Annotated in this window: 19 protein-coding genes; 5 read left to right on the top strand and 14 right to left on the bottom strand. The window is 32.7% G+C overall.

Going from position 1 to position 19,146, the window contains the following annotated elements; genetic code table 11:
* Positions 1 to 26 precede the first annotated feature (26 nt).
* Positions 27 to 887, top strand: a complete 861-nt coding sequence (locus JJQ60_RS16855; RefSeq protein ID WP_201923041.1) for a phosphatidylserine decarboxylase — start codon at positions 27 to 29, stop codon at positions 885 to 887.
* A 140-nt stretch (positions 888 to 1,027) separates the two neighbouring features.
* Here JJQ60_RS16855 and JJQ60_RS16850 read toward each other — a convergent pair whose 3' ends face one another.
* From JJQ60_RS16850 to JJQ60_RS16835, 4 genes are read right to left on the bottom strand one after another with little or no spacing between them, the layout of a single operon-like run.
* Positions 1,028 to 2,431, bottom strand: a complete 1,404-nt coding sequence (locus tag JJQ60_RS16850; protein WP_201923038.1) for a TolC family protein — start codon at positions 2,429 to 2,431, stop codon at positions 1,028 to 1,030.
* 1 nt (position 2,432) lies between these two features.
* On the bottom strand, positions 2,433 to 3,785 hold the full coding sequence (locus JJQ60_RS16845; RefSeq protein WP_201923035.1) for an HlyD family secretion protein: 1,353 nt from the start codon (positions 3,783 to 3,785) through the stop codon (positions 2,433 to 2,435).
* Positions 3,786 to 3,792: 7 nt separating this feature from the next.
* On the bottom strand, positions 3,793 to 5,460 hold the full coding sequence (locus tag JJQ60_RS16840) for a peptidase domain-containing ABC transporter (protein ID WP_201923032.1): 1,668 nt from the start codon (positions 5,458 to 5,460) through the stop codon (positions 3,793 to 3,795).
* Positions 5,453 to 6,139 carry a TetR/AcrR family transcriptional regulator gene (locus tag JJQ60_RS16835; protein ID WP_201923029.1) on the bottom strand — a complete coding sequence of 229 codons (687 nt, stop codon included), beginning with the start codon at positions 6,137 to 6,139 and terminating at the stop codon, positions 5,453 to 5,455. Before JJQ60_RS16835 ends, JJQ60_RS16840 begins: the two co-directional genes overlap by 8 nt.
* Positions 6,140 to 6,321: 182 nt before the next feature.
* Between JJQ60_RS16835 and JJQ60_RS16830 the strand changes: the two genes are divergently transcribed.
* Entirely contained in the window at positions 6,322 to 6,672 is a 351-nt protein-coding gene (locus tag JJQ60_RS16830) for a hypothetical protein (RefSeq protein WP_201923026.1), read from the top strand.
* A gap of 74 nt (positions 6,673 to 6,746) precedes the next feature.
* Here JJQ60_RS16830 and JJQ60_RS16825 read toward each other — a convergent pair whose 3' ends face one another.
* The 7 genes from JJQ60_RS16825 to JJQ60_RS16795 form a co-directional block, all read right to left on the bottom strand.
* Positions 6,747 to 7,610 (bottom strand): M57 family metalloprotease, encoded by an 864-nt coding sequence (locus JJQ60_RS16825; protein ID WP_201923023.1) that lies wholly within the window; start codon positions 7,608 to 7,610, stop codon positions 6,747 to 6,749.
* 538 nt (positions 7,611 to 8,148) lie between these two features.
* Positions 8,149 to 8,424, bottom strand: coding sequence for an ATP-dependent Clp protease adaptor ClpS (locus JJQ60_RS16820; RefSeq protein ID WP_201923020.1), 276 nt, complete (start codon positions 8,422 to 8,424; stop codon positions 8,149 to 8,151).
* A gap of 58 nt (positions 8,425 to 8,482) precedes the next feature.
* Positions 8,483 to 9,322: a 50S ribosomal protein L11 methyltransferase gene (prmA, locus tag JJQ60_RS16815; RefSeq protein WP_201923017.1), complete on the bottom strand. Its 840-nt coding sequence runs from the start codon at positions 9,320 to 9,322 to the stop codon at positions 8,483 to 8,485.
* 99 nt (positions 9,323 to 9,421) lie between these two features.
* A complete protein-coding gene (tpiA, locus tag JJQ60_RS16810) occupies positions 9,422 to 10,174 on the bottom strand; it encodes a triose-phosphate isomerase (protein ID WP_201923014.1) in 753 nt (250 codons plus the stop codon).
* Between the two features lie 56 nt (positions 10,175 to 10,230).
* Entirely contained in the window at positions 10,231 to 11,304 is a 1,074-nt protein-coding gene (locus tag JJQ60_RS16805; RefSeq protein WP_201923010.1) for an ABC transporter permease, read from the bottom strand.
* A complete protein-coding gene (locus JJQ60_RS16800) occupies positions 11,304 to 12,971 on the bottom strand; it encodes a BT_3928 family protein (RefSeq protein ID WP_201923008.1) in 1,668 nt (555 codons plus the stop codon). The genes JJQ60_RS16805 and JJQ60_RS16800 overlap by 1 nt, the downstream gene beginning before the upstream one ends.
* A gap of 88 nt (positions 12,972 to 13,059) precedes the next feature.
* A complete protein-coding gene (locus JJQ60_RS16795) occupies positions 13,060 to 13,605 on the bottom strand; it encodes a DUF1599 domain-containing protein (RefSeq protein WP_201923006.1) in 546 nt (181 codons plus the stop codon).
* 82 nt (positions 13,606 to 13,687) lie between these two features.
* Between JJQ60_RS16795 and folP the strand changes: the two genes are divergently transcribed.
* Together folP and cdaA are read left to right on the top strand one after the other, a co-directional pair.
* Positions 13,688 to 14,509 (top strand): dihydropteroate synthase, encoded by an 822-nt coding sequence (gene folP / locus JJQ60_RS16790; RefSeq protein WP_201923004.1) that lies wholly within the window; start codon positions 13,688 to 13,690, stop codon positions 14,507 to 14,509.
* 215 nt (positions 14,510 to 14,724) lie between these two features.
* Positions 14,725 to 15,501: a diadenylate cyclase CdaA gene (gene cdaA, locus JJQ60_RS16785; protein WP_201923138.1), complete on the top strand. Its 777-nt coding sequence runs from the start codon at positions 14,725 to 14,727 to the stop codon at positions 15,499 to 15,501.
* Positions 15,502 to 15,506: 5 nt separating this feature from the next.
* Here cdaA and JJQ60_RS16780 read toward each other — a convergent pair whose 3' ends face one another.
* The gene (locus tag JJQ60_RS16780; RefSeq protein WP_201923001.1) at positions 15,507 to 17,273 is read right to left on the bottom strand and encodes an ABC transporter ATP-binding protein; all 1,767 of its coding nucleotides are present in this window, start codon (positions 17,271 to 17,273) and stop codon (positions 15,507 to 15,509) included.
* Entirely contained in the window at positions 17,274 to 18,020 is a 747-nt protein-coding gene (truA, locus tag JJQ60_RS16775) for a tRNA pseudouridine(38-40) synthase TruA (RefSeq protein ID WP_201922999.1), read from the bottom strand.
* Between the two features lie 116 nt (positions 18,021 to 18,136).
* Here truA and JJQ60_RS16770 point away from each other — a divergent pair, with 116 nt between their 5' ends.
* Positions 18,137 to 18,631, top strand: a complete 495-nt coding sequence (locus tag JJQ60_RS16770; RefSeq protein ID WP_201922996.1) for a metallophosphoesterase family protein — start codon at positions 18,137 to 18,139, stop codon at positions 18,629 to 18,631.
* A 57-nt stretch (positions 18,632 to 18,688) separates the two neighbouring features.
* On the opposite strand, the gene JJQ60_RS16765 is transcribed toward JJQ60_RS16770, so the two are convergent.
* Positions 18,689 to 19,099 (bottom strand): DUF4293 domain-containing protein, encoded by a 411-nt coding sequence (locus tag JJQ60_RS16765; RefSeq protein WP_201922993.1) that lies wholly within the window; start codon positions 19,097 to 19,099, stop codon positions 18,689 to 18,691.
* Positions 19,100 to 19,146 lie beyond the last annotated feature (47 nt).

The raw sequence follows: 19,146 nt of genomic DNA, 5'->3' as shown, positions 1-19,146 counted from the left end.
TTGTTTCATTCATTAATCAAAAAATCATGTCCAAACAAATTCAAATTTCTTCTCAATTTGATTATAAAATTGAATTTTCCGATCCTCCAAAAATTAAATATGCTTCATTGTACGAGTTTTTTTCGTTAAAGATTTGGGGTAGTTTGCCAAGTCAGTTTCAACGGTTAATTTCAAAAATATATGCTAAGGTTTTTAATCTTAGAATTTCGAAGCATTTAATTAAACCATATTGTAAAATTCACTACAAAGAGGTTAATTATCTTGACCAATTTACTCCTCCATCTGGTAAAACCGAATATCATACTTTTCAAGATTTTTTTGTAAGACAATTTAAAGAACTTCCTAAGGTACATACAAGTCACGTCTGGCCCTGCGAAGGAGTGCTATGTGACATAGATCATGTGTCTAAAATTCAGAAAACCAATGTCAAAGGAGATATAAGATCCGTTCATCAAATCTTTGGTATAGACGAACGGCTTATTTGTAAAGATTATGTTTTTACTAATGTATTTTTGCATAATAAGAATTACCATAGAATACATGCTCCTATTGATGGTACTATTACTCGAGTTCAATATATTAAAGGAGATCTGGTTATTTTGCGCCCATGGTTTTATAAAAATAATCCTTCTATTCCAGCCTTTAGGAATGAACGCATAAATATAGACATTAAAGACAATCGTGACAGGACATGGCATTTATCTATCGTTGGTGGTCCTGCGGTAGGTACCATAGAGCTACCTAAAAAAATAATACTAGGTGCTAAGGTTTCTATACTGGATGAAATTGCTCTATTTTATCTAGGATCCACGTGTTGCATGATTTCTCCAGAAATGCCTAAACAGAATATCAAGAATAGTTTAGTCTATATGGGGGCAGAATATTGATTCTCTTATATCCTGAACGATTGCTAAAGGTTAAATGAATAAGTAATAATGGTGTAAAGCGAAAAGATGTTTGCTTAACTCATAATGAAAAAGAACTCTTAAGAATTTCAAAATATTTTTAAGTACTACTTTTTTTCAGATTAAAGGTTAACTGGATTAAGTGCCAAGCTATTAAATAGTTTGGCTTTTGTTGTAAAGAATTTATTTTGTACTTCGATCTCTTTTAATTTTGCATCAATGAGACTTTTTTCTCGAGAATTAATCAAAAACAAAGAACTCTCCCCAAAACTAAATTTGCGTTCTTCGGCTGCAAGCAAGGTATTATAATCATTAACAATATTAAATATCAGTTCATTCTGATTGATAAAAGATTCCAACTCTACATAAATAGCCATTACTTTATTTCTAATTTGCAATTGAGTGGTTTCTCGTTCAAACTGCGCATCTTGAACCTTATATTTCGCTAATTTTAAATCCCCTCGTTCTTTCCTTAGAAAAAGTGGAAATCTAAAAGAAATCCCACCTTTATACTCTGCTGTATTAAATGAGTTTCCAACATCTGGAGTTTCAGTCAAAAAGTTGTATTCCAAATCAATCTTGGGAAGCAACTTATTTGCTTTAAGTTTTCTATCTACCTCTAAGCCTTCAATCTTATAATTTAATGACCTTAACTTCGGATGATTTTCGATGGTAAAACTATCCAAGGGGTTTCCTTGAATCTCTAGGGTATTATCGATATCTTCTTCAACATTAATATCTGGAATCACATTGGACTGCAGTTCTACCGGAACATTATCTTCTAACCATAAAAAATTAGAAAGTTCTAATGCCGATTTCATTAATTTTACTTTCGCTTGTTCTAAATTTAAAGCCCTGTTCTGATAAGCGATCTTAGCTTCTACTGTATCTATAGCCGCTCTATCTCCTACATATGCACTCTTTTTGATTCCTTCGAATCGTATTTTAGCATTATCTAAGAAGTTATCATAAATTTCTTTTTCTTTATATGCCCTCAACCAATCAAAATACGCTAAAGAAGCATCATATAAGATTTGGTTCACTAAAAGATCTCTATCTGCTTTTGTTTGTTCTCTAAAAAATTTGGCCTTTCTTAAAGTAGCCATACGATTATTAATCAATAAACCCTGAGCTACCGAAACTGAAATTCCCGCATTAAAAAGTCCATCTTCTGGTACAAAATTTTGTGGATTCAAGAACTCCCCATCATTTTGTTCAAAACCACCTTTAAACTCTATTCCATACCAGGTAGGGATTTTAAATGTAGCATTTAATAAATCATAATATTCGGATCCTTTAAACTTTTTTCGATTATAATCTACCTCCATTTTAGGATCAAAACCACCTCTAGCTTTCATTAAGTTAGCTTGCCCAATATCTATATTTAATTGTGCTTGTTTTGCTACTGGATGATACTTTTTTACGTATCCCAAATACTCTTTAAAATTGAGCGTAGTTGTATCTGCCTCTTGAGCATAAAACACTGTCGCTAAAAACAAAAAGCCATACCAAAGATTTTTCTTCATTTTACTTCTTTTCAGATTTAGCAATATTTGTATTGGGTTGGTAATAATTAGGTGGAAATCCGTTGAGTTTTCGCCATAACTCAAACCAGATGGGTACATCTTCTAATAAAGCCATAGAATTTGCCCCAGAACCTACACGGATATCTTTTGGCCAATCATAATCATCAGGATCAGGTGCTATAAGCACCCTATATTTTCCGTTGTCACTTATAAAAGTTTCTATGGCTACAATTTTTCCTCCATACGTCCCATAAGACACATTAGGCCAACCACTAAATATGATTGCCGGCCAACCATCAAACTGTATTCTTACTTTTTCGTCAATATGAACTAATGGGAGATCTATAGGTCTTACAAAAGTCTCTACAGCAAGCTCATAATCTGAAGGCATAATATTGACCAACTTATCACCTTCTTTAAATGTTTCACCAACTCCTGAATACAATGCTTTATTAATATATCCGCTTTGGGGGGCTTTGATATAATACATATCATTGCGCATCTCATAATTGGTATATTCATTCTCTAACTTAGTTACTTGTGCTTCAGAATCGAATTGATTTGATTGCGCCGTAAATTTATCACTACGCGACTTTGCAATTTTGTCTGCATATTCGGCCTGGATACGATTCATCTCTATTTGTGCATTGATCACATTATTCTTACTAGCCAAAAGTTTGTTTTCCTGAGAGATTATTTTTGCTTGTGTCTCTTGCAATTTCAAACGCTTTTCTTCAACATCGGTTAATGCTTTTAATCCTTCTTTTTCTAATTGAACGATTCGATCATATTGACGCTGAGCAATATTGATATTGGTCTTGGCAGCTTCAAAATCAATACTGTCACTTTGTACTTTAAGTTTGGATTGTATTAACTTATTATTTGCCTGTTTTAATTTAAGTGCACGCTCATTGATTAATGCTCCGGCCTGGTTTTCTAGGGCTTTTACTTTTTCCTGATACGAGGTCACAGCCATGGACTTAGCTTTGATCTGCTGCCCTGTTCTTTCCACTAAATTGGGGTCGAAATATTCATTTTTCACTTCGGAAACGAAAAGTATGGTATCTCCTTTTTTTACGAAATCACCTTCTTGCACATACCATTTTTCTATCCTGCCCGGGATAGGTGACTGTATAGTTTGTGGGCGTTGATCGGGTTTCAAAGTTGTTAAAAACCCCTTACCTGATATATTTTGGGTCCAAGGTAGAAAAAGCACAATTATTGCCAGAACAGTAAACACTTTAAGAAAACGATTAAAGTATTTATAGTGCCTTTTATGAAAGACTTTTTGAACTGCTCTATACTCAGAAAGATCAATTGTCTTATTTAGCTTATTAGGTGAAATATTTAACATGCCCTATCTATTTTTCGCTTACTATTTTACCATTCTCGATGTTGATTATTCTACCGCATCGTTGGATCCATTTTTGGTTTTGACTTACAACAACCAAAGCCCAGGGGCTCGATGGGTCGGTAAGAAAATCCATTATTCTTGTTACTTCTTTTTCATCAAACTGATCCAGGGGATCTTTTAAAATTAAAAGGTTTGGTTTTCTAACGATGCTTCTGGCTAAAACTATTTTTTTGGATACACTATATGATATTTGTTTTCCTTCTGGGTATAATATTGTTTTTAATCCTTTAGGCTGTTCTTTTACGAATTGTGTTAATCCAACTTTTTCTAACGCCCAATACACATCTTCATGGGATATGGTTTCATCGCCAAAAGTTATATTTTCTAATAACGTACCTTCAAAAGGAGATTCTTCTGTTAATGATTGTCCTAAGTGTGCTCTGTAATAGTTTAGATTTACTCCTCTTAGTTCTACATCATTAACATAAATATTACCACGAGTGGGTTCAATTAAGCCCGCTATTAAACGAAGTAATGTTGTTTTACCAGAACCATTAGGCCCTTGAATCAATATGGTACAACTTGGAGTTATCGTAAGAGAAACATCATTTAATATTGTTTTTGTATTGCCTGGAGCGTTATAAGTGATATTCGATAATTCTACCGTATATTCTTCTTGATCGCGAAATGGCTTTTCTCCATCTTGAGGTTCAAGTTCTTTATCTACAACCTGCCCAAGTTTTTCCATAGAAGTTAATACATCATAAAAGGATTCTAATCCTACGATCAATTTCTCTACAGAACCAATAACTAATACAATAATAATCTCTGCCGCAACAAACTGACCTATATTCATTTCCTGATTGATTACTAGTATTCCTCCTATAATTAATAATCCCGCAGTTACTAATACCTTAAATCCAATCATTTGGATAAATTGTAAAATCAAAATCTTAAAATGACTTTCGCGAGCATCCAAATATTCGGTTACCAAAGCATCATTTTTGTCTAAAGCATGATTCGTTTTTCCGGAAAGTTTAAAACTAACAATAGTTCTAGCAACCTCTTGAATCCAATGCGCTACTTTATATTTACTTTTTGATTCTTTTAAACTAGTTTCTAAACCTCGTTGAGCCGTATACTTAAATACCACATAGATCAACCCTATCAACAACAGTCCATATATAATAAAGAAAGGGTGATAAAACGACAGTAGCATTAATCCAAAAATGATTTGTATTAGTGCGGCCGGAAAATCTATCAGGATTTTGGCTAATCCTTTTTGAGCCGTTAGCGTATCAAAAAAACGATTCGCCAACTCAGGCGGGTAATAATCCCGTAATTCGCTCATTTTAATTTTTGGAAAACGATACGAAAACTCAAAAGAAGCCCTTGTAAATATCTTTTGCTGTACATTTTCTATAATTCTGATCTGCATTAATTGTAACAACCCTACAAATGCAACACCTAACGTTACTAAAACCACTAAAACAATCCATGAAGTACTTATTTGAGCCCCTTGAATAAGGTTGATAATCGCCTGTATACCAAGTGGTAATGATAAATTTACCAATCCGGCGAATATTGCATAATAAAATGTTTGTAGAATATCTTTCTTATCTAATTGCAAAAGTCCTATTAGCCTTTGCCAAGCAGTCAATAAGTTTTTATCCATCTACATTTCCTTTTAAAGAGTTAAAGACCAATTCTGTAAAATATTTAGTTGGGGTATTTTCCATGGTGCAATCTGTTAAGGAAGAAAAGTGATCTTTCAGAAAATGTTGATGTAGCGCTCCTTCAATAATCGTACTGGCAAGACTTGATGGATACATATACGTTTTATCAACATCAATAATCATGTCTTTGATTCTTGCTACTAGTCTTTTATATATCGAGAAATAGCCTTCTTTGTTCTCTTTATCCACTTCTTTTGTAAGATAGGATTTAGAGTTTTCATTAACGACAATTTTACTCAGGAGCACCTCATTAATATGTGAGAACGATGAATCTTCTTCGATAGTTCTTGTAATAATTTCTATAGCCATTTTCAGTTTTTTCTTAGAGTCAGCAATACTGTTTGTTGAAAACACAAGCTGATATTCTAACCATCCCCAATACCATGATGTTAGATATAGTAAAAGCTTATGTTTATTTTCGAAATAACGATAAATAGAGCTCTCATTAGATCCAATTTGTACTCCTAACTTCTTAAATGTAAAACTTTCAAATCCCATTTGATCAATCATTAGAATGCTATTCTCTATAATTCGTTTACCAAGAGAAGATGATTCTGGATCCTTTAAATAAATTTTATCATTAATAGTGACTTTTAAATTTTGAAGTAAATATTTCATCTGTTAATTTTTATATTCTTGCATTAGCTTCCTTATGAAATTAGATAGTGCAAAAATAAAAGTATTACTATTAAACAATAATAGATTAACTTTTATTTAACCATCTCGATTTTACAAAACCATTTAAAATTGATAATTTTATAATATTATCGACCATATATAAACAATACAATAAAATAGTCATGAAAAAACTAATATTCATTACGTTATTATCATTTTTTAGCGCTCAAGGTCAGGAGAACATAAAGGACATAGTTGTAGGAGACATATTAACCGTAGGTGCACCTTCTGCGATGCATTACAAACACATCTATTTTCCGAAGACTAACTTTATTATCAAAAAGGGGGGCATCCCAAATTATAAAGCGTTGATCGGTAATCGTGTTATTGTTACCGGAGTAGATAAAAAAGACGGATACACTAAGATTTCTTTTAAAAAGGATGACGGGCGTAAGTTCTTTAATAGCATTACGATTGTAAACGCAAATCTTGAAGAAGCACTAAAAGAAAAAGAAATTCTGTTGGCAAAATAATAGCCTAAACAAAAAAACCATCCCGATTTCCGGGATGGTTAGTAAAAAGTTCAAAGTTTAATTTATTTTATCTCTTAATAAAGAGCGTTAAGAGCAGTAATATCTCCTTGACTAAATTCTCCATCTTCATTTCCATCAAAACAAGAAATCATGATTGAGTTAGAATCGATATTGCTACCACCCCATTGGTTACCACTTTGAGTTCCTGGGATTAATATAGCTCCTATACCTGCTGTTCCTTCGTTAGAACCATCGCACTTTCTTCTTGCATAATCTGTATGTCTAAAACCAACAGAATGTCCAATCTCGTGAGTCATTACGTGCTCTACAACATTAGTACTAAAAGAATCTGTACCAGCGTTAATTTGCACACGCTTAAAAGCTTGACCTCCTGATGGGAAACCAGCAGATCCACCTCCACCACCTCGGCCATTGTTATATACAACCATATCTCTATTGTTGAAATTACTCTGGAAAACAAGTGTTAAATTAAGTGATGTATTTAATCTGTTGTAATTGTTAACAGCCCATTGTAATGCTGTTCTCATTTTAGAAGTAAGTGCACAACAAGAACCAGTATACCCTACTACTCTAAAGCTACGATTAGATCCTGTAACCAGATTATTAGTTCTATACTGCTTGTTTATACCATCATCGCTGCTAAGAGCATAGTCACCTCTTTCTAAAGCTTCTATCGATAAAAGATAATCAGAAACCTCTATGGCTTGAAAATCTTTATCGCCAGGCAACATACCTTTGGCGGTAACTATTTTAGCTCCTCCATGATTTACTCCTGCTTTGTTAAGAGCTTCAATTTGTGATTTGGATAATTCTTCTTTTACTACTTCTTGTGTTTCTGTAGCAACGTCTTCTTTTTGACAAGATGTGGCAAAACCAGCCACAATAGCGCAAAGCGCCAATACTTTGATTTTTTTCATTTTAATAAGTTGAGTTTGTGTAGTTATTAAATCTAATAGAATTTTTTAAGTCCTATCAGATTACAATTATGTAAAAACTTTGAACTTTTTCAAAATTGCGGTTTGAAGATATGATATTTTTTCTTTAAAATACGTTAAATTTTTAAACTATTATTTGTAAATACGGTAAAACCGTAAGATTAATTTAATAAAAATAAGAAAATTCTAATTTCAAATTTTACTAAAAATCGATTAAATACATTATCAATTTGTCAGAAAATTCTTTTTCTAAACTTCTAAAATACTGACAAAATTACTATCTCATGCGGATTAAACTATTAACAAAGAAAACAAGAAAAAGAAAGTTTTTTCTTACAAATTATAAAATTTAGATTTTTTAGAAATTAAATACTGAAGAATTTTAAATATTTAACATCAATCTAGAATTTATACCATGATTTAACAAAAAATTGAATTCACAGTACTCATCGTGAATGTAAAAATAAGGCATAAAAAAAGCCTTTAAAAAGGCTTTTTTTTATTATTTCATATCTAATATTTAGACAATTTCAGCACTTAGACCTGCTTCAAGTATTTTAGAACACCTTGGCTCTAATTCTTTATAGGTCCCCGTTTTAACAGTGCATTTACCTTTATAATGCACTAACAAAGCGCATTGTTCTGCCTGCAAAGGCGTATGTTCACAGCTATATATCAATGTCTCAATCACATGATCAAAAGTATTTACATCATCATTATATAAAACAATTTCATTATTACTTTGATCGGCAGTTTTTTCAAGTACTTCTTCTAAAACTTTTTCTTGTGTACTCATGGGAACATTTTTTTTACAAATATAATAACTTTAAAATATTAAAATGATCTACATATGATTATTTCAAATCATAAAGCGCTGCAATCCAATTATTTCTATCAAAATTACGAACAAAGGATAGACCGTTACTTAGGCATTCTTCTGATATCATATCTAAATCTTCTGTATAAAATCCACTTAGAAATAACTTACCTCCCGGATTTAGACATTTTACATATGTTTTAATATCGTTCAGTAGGATATTACGATTAATATTCGCTATAATAATATCGTAATTTCTTCCGGATAACAATGAAGCATCACCTTCATATGTTGATATATGATGACAACCGTTTCGTTCTACATTTTCAATAGTATTAAGATAGCACCAATTATCTATATCAATTGCCTCTATAGGTTGTGCACCTTTCATTTCGGATAAAATTGCCAAAACACCAGTACCACAACCCATATCTAATACTTTTTTATGGGTCAGATCAGTTTTTAATAAATGCTGAATCATCATGTGTGTAGTTTCATGATGACCAGTACCAAATGACATTTTTGGTTCAATTACAATATCGTATTGAGTGTTGGGTTTATCATGAAAAGGAGCCCTAACACTACAAAGATCATCTACAATTATAGGATCAAAATTCTTTTCCCATTCTTTATTCCAATTAACTTGTTCAATTTCTTCAGAAGTAAATTGAATATCAAATTCATCAGAGTTTAATACATAAATATCATCTAAAATATTTTGTCGCCAATCTTCTTTTTGAATAAATGCATTGACTCCGTTTTCGGTTTCAACAAAACTTTCAAACCCAGCTTCTCCCAACTCTGCAATTAAGATTTCTGTAGCAGGTTGAATTGGAGAAACATTAAAATAGTACCCTAGATATTTTGTGCTCGACATATTTATTTTTTACTGTGCGACAAAGTTAGGCTTTTACATATAAAAAAAGCACTCCTATTTGGAATGCTTTTCAACATATATTTTATGTGATTCTAACGATTAAATGGCGTTTGCAATAGCCTCAAAACTGCTAGCATCTAGTGCCGCACCACCAATTAGTCCTCCATCAACATCAGGCTTAGCAAAAATCTCTTCAGCATTATTCGGTTTAACACTTCCTCCATATAGAATAGATACCTCATCGGCTATAGACGGAGTGAATGCATTTGCGATTGTATTGCGAATAAATGCATGCATCTCTTGTGCTTGATCAGGAGAAGCTGTTTCTCCTGTTCCGATTGCCCATACTGGTTCGTATGCAAGTACTATATTTTTCCAGTGTTCTTCTTTAATATGAAAAAGCACATTTTTTAATTGATTTTCTACAACAGAAAAATGACTATTACTCTTTCTATCTTGTAATTCTTCTCCAAAACAAAAGATAACCTTCATACCATGCTTTAAAGCCGTATTAACTTTATCTGCTAACAAAGCATCAGTCTCTCCAAAATATGCTCTTCGTTCACTATGTCCTAATATTACGGTCTCGACTCCAATATTTTTAAGCATATCTGCAGAAATCTCTCCTGTAAATGCACCATTATCTGCCTGATGCATATTTTGAGCTGCCACAGTAATAGAAGATCCTTTCAAATCTTGTGTCGCTTTATACAAATTTGTAAATGTAGGAGCTACTATTATATTTGCTTCTTTACTTGCTCCTAGTTTTGTCTTTAATTCTGAAAGTAAAACCTCTGTTTCTGAAAGGTTTTTATTCATTTTCCAGTTTCCTGCAACAATCTTTTTTCTCATTAATTTAAGTATTATATTTTGGTTAAAAAGTGTGGTTATTTATTATGCATTAGGTATTACACCCTCACTCTAGGGTCTAACCACCCATAAATAATATCGACAAATATATTGATTAGTATAAACATAGTTGCTATAACTAATACAGAACCCATAATTATAGGAAGATCTAATGTGTTCAATGCATCTACGATCTCTTTTCCTAAACCATTCCATCCAAAAATATATTCTACAAAAACTGCACCTGCTAACATAGAAGCAAACCACCCTGAAATTGCTGTAACAACAGGGTTTAATGCATTTTTGAGTGCATGTTTTCTAATAATCTGAAACATTGAAAGTCCTTTAGCTTTAGCCGTACGTATATAATCCTGACTTAATACCTCGAGTAAAGAGTTACGCATTAACTGTGTGACTACAGCTAATGGTCTAATTCCTAAGACTATTGCTGGCAACAATAAATTTTTCCATTGTATATAACTCCCCTCACCAAAATCATCAACTTCGTATAAGCTACCTGTCATATTTAGATTTGTATATTCATGCAAAATATAACCAAACAACCAGGCAAAAATAATTGCGCTAAAAAAAGAAGGAACGCTCATTCCTAGCGTACTAATTAATTGAATTAATTTATCTATCCACTGATCTTTAGACAATGCGCTTACGATCCCAAGTAAGATTCCTAAAAAAATTGCAATACAAATTGCAGATATCGCTAGTACTGCTGTATTTGGCAATGTTTCTTGGATCACTTCACTCACTTTTTTGCCGTTTTTCTGAAAAGACTCTCTTAAATATGGAAATTTAATCACCGTGGCCGTGTTACCAATATTAAACAAATGCATCGCTGTATATTTATCTCGATCTAAATAGGAAAAATCTTTTGGATTCAGACTATGAAACGAAATCGGAGAAAGATCGTTTAGATAAAACCTGTATTGTGTAGTTATAGGTTTATCAAAACCATATTTTCGCCTCACATTTTCTAATTGTTCTTCACTTTCATTTTGTCCTAGCATCATTTGAGCCGGATCACCAGGTAACAAGGTAAACAATAAAAAAATTACAGTTACAACACCTAATAATGTTACGATAGCATATCCTAATTTATTGAAGTACCACGACAGCATTAGTTATTAGATTTTTCTTTGAGTTTATCTGCTTTTTTTAGTGCTTCAACTTCAGCAAGAGTATATATTCTATATGGTGTACCTACAATGCGTTCACAATACTCTTCTACCGTTTCATTGAAACCTGCCTTTTTTCTTCTTTCATTAACTGTTTCTGGGTCTTTAATAGGCCAAATAAAACCTACTTTATCACCTCCATAGGTACTTTGAGTTCCATAAATTTGCTCCAAATTTTGTTTCATTAGATGCCTGTCTTCCATCATTGCAACGAATTTGAAATCAAGCTCTCCCTTTTCTGAAGCTTCTCTAATTAGCGGTAAATATGTTTCTATTTTATCAGAGTGATGTATAATCAACCAACCCACCATACTGGTTTGTTCTCCGACCATTGATTTTCCTGGATATCCATATTTTTCAAATACTTCTTCAACAAACGCGGTATTAGTACTGTCTACAATTTTTAATTCTTCTAAAGGTACACGTTGATTTCTTGCATTTTGATCTAGAATCATAACACTATCTAATTGCGCTTTTAGTCTCTCATTTATTTGAGGTTCTGGTTGTTCCACTTTTTCCAGAGGTGCTTTATGAGCATCGTTCCAATGGTACTTTTCAACTATTGTACCTTTATCTAATCGTACCACACCAGGATTAGATCTCAAAATTGTTTTTAGTGCAGTTTCATCTGTAGTATAAAAGTCAAATCCAAGACCAAATTGTTCTTTGATTCGAGATTTATCCTTTGGCGTAGATGCCGTAAGCCCAATTACCTCATACCCTTGTGACTTAGCTCTATCTGTCATTTCTTTAACTGCATTAAATCCTTCAGCTTCACTTTTTGATAAGTTATATGCTACAATAAGTATAAGATTCTCTTTTTGCAGAAACTCTGATGTATAATCAACATCATCTTTTGTTATTGCAAAGTCATGAATAGGCGGTTCATATCCTTCTTTTACGATTTCGGTTTCAACATTAATAAAGTCTCCCTTAATTTTTGGGTAGTCACCATTAGTCGTAACTATTTTTTCTTCGCCATCTATATTAAACTTCCAATGATAAGCAAATTCAGCTTTTGGTGCTCCTTCAGGAATTGCCATTCCTTTTTCTATATTTGTACCTATTTTATAAGCTCTAAAATCAAAAACCGGCAGGTGCATTAAAACATAATATGCAAACCCTAAACACGCTGTAAAACTTCCAAAAACTATCCATTTATGAGCAGCAACAGGACTGATAGGTGTAATATATTTTCTCCCGAAGAACAGCACTAAAATCAATATTAATAAGATAACATCTTTGGTAAACGACTCCCAGGGTGTCAATGGCAAAGCATCTCCAAAGCATCCACAATCTGTAACTTTATTAAAATATGCTGAATAAAAGGTAAGAAATGTAAAAAACACAATCATTGACAACAATGACCACACTGTAAATTTAGGTAAATACCCCAATATTAATGTGATCCCTAATATGACTTCAAAAATTACCAAAAAGACTGCTATTAATAGAGCAAATGGAATCAAAAACTCTAAATTAAGTACTCCTTCTCCAAAGTATTCCTGAAGTTTATATGAAAACCCTAATGGGTCATTTAATTTTATAAACCCTGAAAATAAAAAGAGCGCTGCTACAAATATTCTAGAGATAGTAACCAGTATTTTCATACTACAATAATTATGATTTTTAATTTATTTTGAGCAAGATAACAACTGTTCGAATCTTATTCGACCAGGTTTAACAGTATTTTAAATGTTATGAATCTGATTCTTCTAAATGAATCATTGCAAATATTGCATAATTAATCATATCCTGATAATTAGCATCTATGCCCTCACTCACCAGAGTTTTTCCTTTATTATCTTCAATTTGCTTTACCCGAAGCAACTTCTGAAGAATCAAATCTGTAAGCGAGCTTACTCTAAGGTCACGCCATGCTTCGCCATAATCATGATTCTTGTTCATCATTAATTCTTTAGTAATTTTTACATGCCTATCATATAGTTTTGTTGCCTGATCAACAGATAAATCAGGTTGTTCAGCAATTCCATTCTCGATTTGTATCAAGGCCATGATACTATAATTAATGATACCTATAAACTCTGAGGCTTCTCCTTCATCAACTTTTCTTACTTCATTTTCTTGCAGGCTACGAATACGCTGTGCTTTGATAAAAATTTGATCTGTCAACGAAGGGAGTCTAAGGATTCTCCATGCACTTCCATAATCTTTCATTTTTTTTATAAATAAGTCACGACATGTATGAATTATTGCATCATATTGTGTGGATGTATCTTGCATATAACTATTGAATTTTGCGTAAATTTCGCTTTAATATGGGAATTATACCAAATAAAAAACTAAAAAAACCAAATACTACCTAATGACAATCAACTGCAAAGGTTCTTTAATTGATCTATCCACTCCAAAAGTAATGGGAATTCTAAACCTTACTCCAGATTCATTTTATGATGGAGGTAAATACAAAAATGAATCCCAAATTTTAGCACAGACAGAAAAAATACTTAATGAAGGTGCAACATTTATTGATGTAGGCGCATATTCATCAAGACCCGGTGCAAAACATATATCTGAGCAGGAAGAACAAGAAAGAATTCTTCCTATAGTTGAACTGCTTATACAAACATTTCCTAACATCTTATTATCAATCGATACATTTAGAAGTGTAATTGCCAAAGAGTGTATTGCAGCAGGAGCTTCAATAATTAATGATATTTCTGCCGGAAATATGGATCAAAATATGATTCAATGTGTGGGAAAACTGAAAGTACCATATATAATGATGCACATGAGAGGAACACCCCAAACTATGAAATCAGAAGATCAATACAACAATATGATTCATGAAATAAATATTTATTTTGCTGAAAAAATCGCTGAAGCAAGAAAATATGGTATTAATGACATCATTATAGATCCAGGTTTTGGTTTTGCAAAAAATATTTCGCAAAATTTTGAACTTCTAAAAAATCTTGCACTATTGCAAGTGCATGATACGCCTATATTATCTGGAGTATCTAGAAAATCTATGATTTACAAAACCCTTGATGTTTTACCTGCAGATGCATTAAACGGAACGACAGTGTTAAATACAATTGCTCTACAAAATGGATCTTCTATCCTAAGAGTACACGATGTAAAAGAAGCTATAGAATGTATTAAGTTAACAGACTCTGTAAAATGATTGTGCTATTATTAACTCTTAATCGATAACAGAATTAATGTTACCACTTATTTTGAATGCGCTTTTCTAGCTTTTCAAAACAAAATCATTCTTCTAAAAAATTGGATCCCGCTCTACAGCGGGATTAGTGAAACCAATTATTTTGAATGCGCTTTTCTAGCTTTTCAAAACAAGGTTTCACTAATTTTTCTATTTTTACAAAAACTCCCGACACTTTGGATTTAATTAACCTTAGAATACTTGATGTACTAGATATTGTTCTAGTCGCTTTTTTGTTGTACTATATTTATAAGTTGGTTAAGGGAACAGCAGCTATCAATATTTTTATAGGGATCGTTATTATTTACCTGGTATGGAAACTTACTCAATTTCTTGCCATGGAAATGTTAAGTAGTGTACTAGGTGAGTTTATTGGCGTTGGAATGTTTGCTCTTATCGTAGTGTTTCAGCAAGAAATTAGAAAATTCTTGCTTATGATAGGCTCTACAAATTTTGGAAGACGACGCAAATTCTTGCGGCAACTAAAATTTATTAGAGATACTCCAGAGGATAGTGTAACCAACGTAAAAGCAATTGTTGAAGCTTGCAATAGCATGGGAAAAACAAATACTGGAGCGCTGATTGTTATCAAAAGAAATACTTCTCTTGATTTTGTAAAAACCTCAGGAGATTCTATGGACATTCTAATCAACACTCCTATTTTAGAAAGTGTTTTCTATAAAAACAGTCCACTTCATGATGGTGCCATGATAATTGAAGACAACCACATTGTAGCAACTCGTGTTATTTTACCTGTTACAAATAGCAATACTATGCCACTACGATTTGGTTTACGTCACAGAGCAGCAGTGGGTATTACCGAAAAAACTGACGCCTTAGCACTGGTAGTGAGTGAGGAAACCGGCAAGATCTCATATGTAAAAAACGGAGAGTTTAAAATATTTAAAACTCAGGAAGAACTAATAGAAATAATCAAACGAGACTTAGTATAATAACATTACTCTTCTACAGCCGTAGCGAACTGAACTTCATAAAGGTTTCGATAATATCCATCAGCGATCTCAAGAAGCTCATTATGATTACCTTGCTCAACAATTTTCCCTTGGTCCATAACAATAATTTTATCAGCATTTTTGATAGTTGCTAGTCGATGAGCAATTACTATTGAAGTTCTTCCTTTAGTAATTTTATCTGTCGCATCCTGAATTAATTCTTCACTATGAGAATCAATAGAGGATGTAGCTTCGTCCAGAACTAATATTCCTGGATTTGTAACATATGCCCTTAGAAAAGAAATCAATTGCCGTTGCCCAGAGGATAACATAACGCCTCTTTCTTTTACATTATAATGATATCCTTCTGGAAGACTCAATATAAACTCATGAATTCCAATTTCTTTGGCCGCTTGATGCACTTGTTCTTCTGAGATATCAGGATTGTTAAGCGTAATATTGTTTAAAATGGTATCTGCAAATAAAAACACATCCTGCAGTACTACCGCAATATGACTTCTCAAAGATTGTAATTCTATATCTTTAATATCGGTATCATCAATAGTTATTACACCGCTGTCAATCTCATAAAACCTACTCAATAGATTAATGATAGTCGATTTTCCAGCTCCAGTAGCACCAACAATTGCAATGGTTTCTCCTACATTAACATCCAGTGACACACCCTTTAACACCTCTTCTCCTTCTAAATAACTAAACCGAACATTATTGAACGAAATCTTACCATTCATATGTTCTACAGATATATTTCCTTTATTATCTATCTTAGAATCTGTATCCAATATGGCAAATACTCTATTAGCCGCTACCATACCCATTTGTAGTGTATTAAACTTATCAGCAATCTGGCGTAATGGTCTAAAAAGCATTTGAGACAATTCTATAAAAGCAATTACAACACCCAATGTTATAACATCGCCTTGTGCAGCTCTAAGCCCCCCAAACCAGACTATTAGTCCTATTGTAATTGAGCTTGACATTTCCGCTATTGGGAAAAATATAGAGTTATACCAAACTGTTTTAATCCAACCCTTTTTATGCTTTTCATTAATTTCTTTAAAATTAGTGTATTCTGTTTCTTCTCTAGTAAATAACTGAACGATCTTCATCCCTGTGATTCGCTCCTGTACAAAAGAATTTAGATTAGAAACCTGGGTTCTAACTTCTTCAAATGCTGCTTTCATTTTCTTTTGAAAAATTCTTGTAGCATATAATATTAAAGGAAGTACTGCTAAAACCAGTAATGTAAGCTGCCAACTTTGATATAGCATATATCCTAAAATCACGAGCATTTTTAACAGATCACTAATAATCATAAATAACCCCTGACTAAAAATACTAGCAATCGTCTCAATATCACTAACAGCTCTTGTTACCAATCTACCCACCGCCGATTGATCATAATACTGTTTTTTAAAACCAAGCATATGCTTAAAGAGAGTTACCCTGATATCACGAATCACCTCTTGACCTAGCCAATTTGCGAAATAAATGAATAAAAATTGTGAGATAACTTCTAGGAACAAAACTCCCAGCATCATGCTAATAAAATAAACTAGCAATTCACTATCCTTAGGAATAATAGTTCTATCAATTGCTTGTTGCAATAAATAAGGTCTTAAGACAGCAAACACTGATAAGAGAATAGCCGAAAACGCCACAAAATAAAAAGTCAGACGATAGGGGTTAGTATGTCTAATCAACCTTCTGAACAATTTAAAATCAAATGCTTTACCGCTCTTTTCTGCCATCTATGAAATGTATATAGTTTTTGGGTAATGTACCTCTGTTAAATATAATCCATGTGCTGGAACCGAATATCCTGCCTGACTGCGGTCCTCGCTTTTAATAATTTGTATTAAATCTTCTTTATTAAGTTTATGCTCTCCAATCTCAATAAGAGTTCCGACAATAGCTCTTACCATATTTCTTAGAAAACGATTAGCTGAAATATTAAAGATCAATTGATCATTATCTCTAACCCATATAGCTTTCGTTATCGTACAATTATACGTTTTTACATCGGTTTTGGACTTACTAAAGCATTTAAAATTAGTATAGTTTAACAGTAATTTAGCAGCCTCATTCATCAAATCAACATCCAATGGTTTTTTCAAATAATACGCAGTATTAATTTGAAAAGGGTCTTTTACAAAAGTAATATGATACTCATACGATCTACTATCAGCATCAAAACGAGCATGAGCATCACTTTTTACAGCATGTATTTTTCTAATTGCTATCTCTGCAGGTAAAATAGAATTAAGCTTATACTTTAATACATCCGACTCTATTTCTCGATCTAGATCAAAATGCGCCATGATTTGTCTGGCATGAACTCCTGTATCAGTGCGTCCAGCCCCAACAATGTCGGTTTTTATTCTTAACACAGTAGATAGAGAATCTTCTAAAACTTCCTGGATAGAAATTGCATTAGGTTGCCGCTGCCACCCATGGTATCGTGTCCCGTTGTAAGAAAGTTCTAAAAAATATCTCAAAGTATTCTATTTTTGTATTAAAGCAGAGCGCAAATATAGTTTTAAAAATATAGATATATATCACTATTTGAACTCTGTTTTCTTATAACCCTATAAATCATTTTTATACTTTTTTTGTGAAAAAAATTCTTCTACTCAGTGACACTCATAGTTATATAGATGATCGAATATTACATTATGTAAAAGAGGCTGATGAAGTATGGCATGCCGGAGACATTGGAGATCTTAAAGTTACCGATAGTATCGAAACTCTAAAACCCTTGAGAGCTGTTTATGGCAATATTGATAACGATAAAGCCAGGGCCACTTTTCCTTTACACCAACGATTTATTTGCGAAGGCGTCTCGGTATGGATCACGCATATCGGAGGATATCCCCCAAAATACAACATAAACACCCGTGATGAGATCAGAACCAATCCTCCTAAGCTATTTATCTGCGGACATTCACATATATTAAAGGTAATCCCCGATCATAAAAATGACTTATTACATATGAACCCTGGTGCTGCTGGCACTCATGGTTTTCACAAAATCAGAACCATGCTCAGGTTTACTTTAGATAAGGGTAAAATTGAAAACCTTGAAGTGATAGAATTAGGTAAAAAATAAAACCCGGAGTTGGCATGCTCCGGGTTTTAACGCACTAATACTACTAAGATGTTAGGTTTATCGTAATCGATCAACAGATTTTACGAGATTCTCATCCTTTTTAATGGCTTTGTTAGCCATCACTAATAAAACGATAGAAATAATAGGAATCAACATCCCAATACCTTTCTCAGAAATTTTAGTTTCTCCAGATACCGTTAGTGACCAATAAACAAATACTCCTAGTAAAATAAAGTTTAATATTATATTAATACGCCCCAATACAAATTGAAGCTTTCTGTTTTTAAATAAAAAAATAGCGATCAACGATAAAACAGCAGATCCCATAAACATACTTAAAAGAAAATTTTCTCCTAACGCATACAACTCTATCCCATTTTGATCCATTCCATATGGTAAATATATGCATAACACTCCAGAAACAACTGAGGCTAATAATAGGTATAAAGTTTGAATTCTTTGTAACATTACAATTTTTTCTTACAGAAAAGCAAAAATAAGAGTTTCTTTTTATA

The sequence above is a fragment of the Aquimarina mytili genome (assembly GCF_016735115.1).
Lineage (GTDB): Bacteria > Bacteroidota > Bacteroidia > Flavobacteriales > Flavobacteriaceae > Aquimarina > Aquimarina mytili.
This window is presented reverse-complemented; position numbering and strand designations above follow the sequence as displayed.

Coding starts and splice junctions, on each gene's coding strand:
- JJQ60_RS16765 (WP_201922993.1), bottom strand. CDS start 19,099: ATGTTACAAAGAATTCAAACTTTATACCTATTATTAGCCTCAGTTGTT.
- folP (WP_201923004.1), top strand. CDS start 13,688: ATGACAATCAACTGCAAAGGTTCTTTAATTGATCTATCCACTCCAAAA.
- JJQ60_RS16800 (WP_201923008.1), bottom strand. CDS start 12,971: ATGAAAATACTGGTTACTATCTCTAGAATATTTGTAGCAGCGCTCTTT.
- JJQ60_RS16820 (WP_201923020.1), bottom strand. CDS start 8,424: ATGAGTACACAAGAAAAAGTTTTAGAAGAAGTACTTGAAAAAACTGCC.
- JJQ60_RS16780 (WP_201923001.1), bottom strand. CDS start 17,273: ATGGCAGAAAAGAGCGGTAAAGCATTTGATTTTAAATTGTTCAGAAGG.
- JJQ60_RS16795 (WP_201923006.1), bottom strand. CDS start 13,605: ATGCAAGATACATCCACACAATATGATGCAATAATTCATACATGTCGT.
- JJQ60_RS16855 (WP_201923041.1), top strand. CDS start 27: ATGTCCAAACAAATTCAAATTTCTTCTCAATTTGATTATAAAATTGAA.
- prmA (WP_201923017.1), bottom strand. CDS start 9,322: ATGTCGAGCACAAAATATCTAGGGTACTATTTTAATGTTTCTCCAATT.
- JJQ60_RS16840 (WP_201923032.1), bottom strand. CDS start 5,460: ATGGATAAAAACTTATTGACTGCTTGGCAAAGGCTAATAGGACTTTTG.
- JJQ60_RS16805 (WP_201923010.1), bottom strand. CDS start 11,304: ATGCTGTCGTGGTACTTCAATAAATTAGGATATGCTATCGTAACATTA.
- tpiA (WP_201923014.1), bottom strand. CDS start 10,174: ATGAGAAAAAAGATTGTTGCAGGAAACTGGAAAATGAATAAAAACCTT.
- JJQ60_RS16830 (WP_201923026.1), top strand. CDS start 6,322: ATGAAAAAACTAATATTCATTACGTTATTATCATTTTTTAGCGCTCAA.
- JJQ60_RS16850 (WP_201923038.1), bottom strand. CDS start 2,431: ATGAAGAAAAATCTTTGGTATGGCTTTTTGTTTTTAGCGACAGTGTTT.
- JJQ60_RS16825 (WP_201923023.1), bottom strand. CDS start 7,610: ATGAAAAAAATCAAAGTATTGGCGCTTTGCGCTATTGTGGCTGGTTTT.
- JJQ60_RS16845 (WP_201923035.1), bottom strand. CDS start 3,785: ATGTTAAATATTTCACCTAATAAGCTAAATAAGACAATTGATCTTTCT.
- JJQ60_RS16835 (WP_201923029.1), bottom strand. CDS start 6,139: ATGAAATATTTACTTCAAAATTTAAAAGTCACTATTAATGATAAAATT.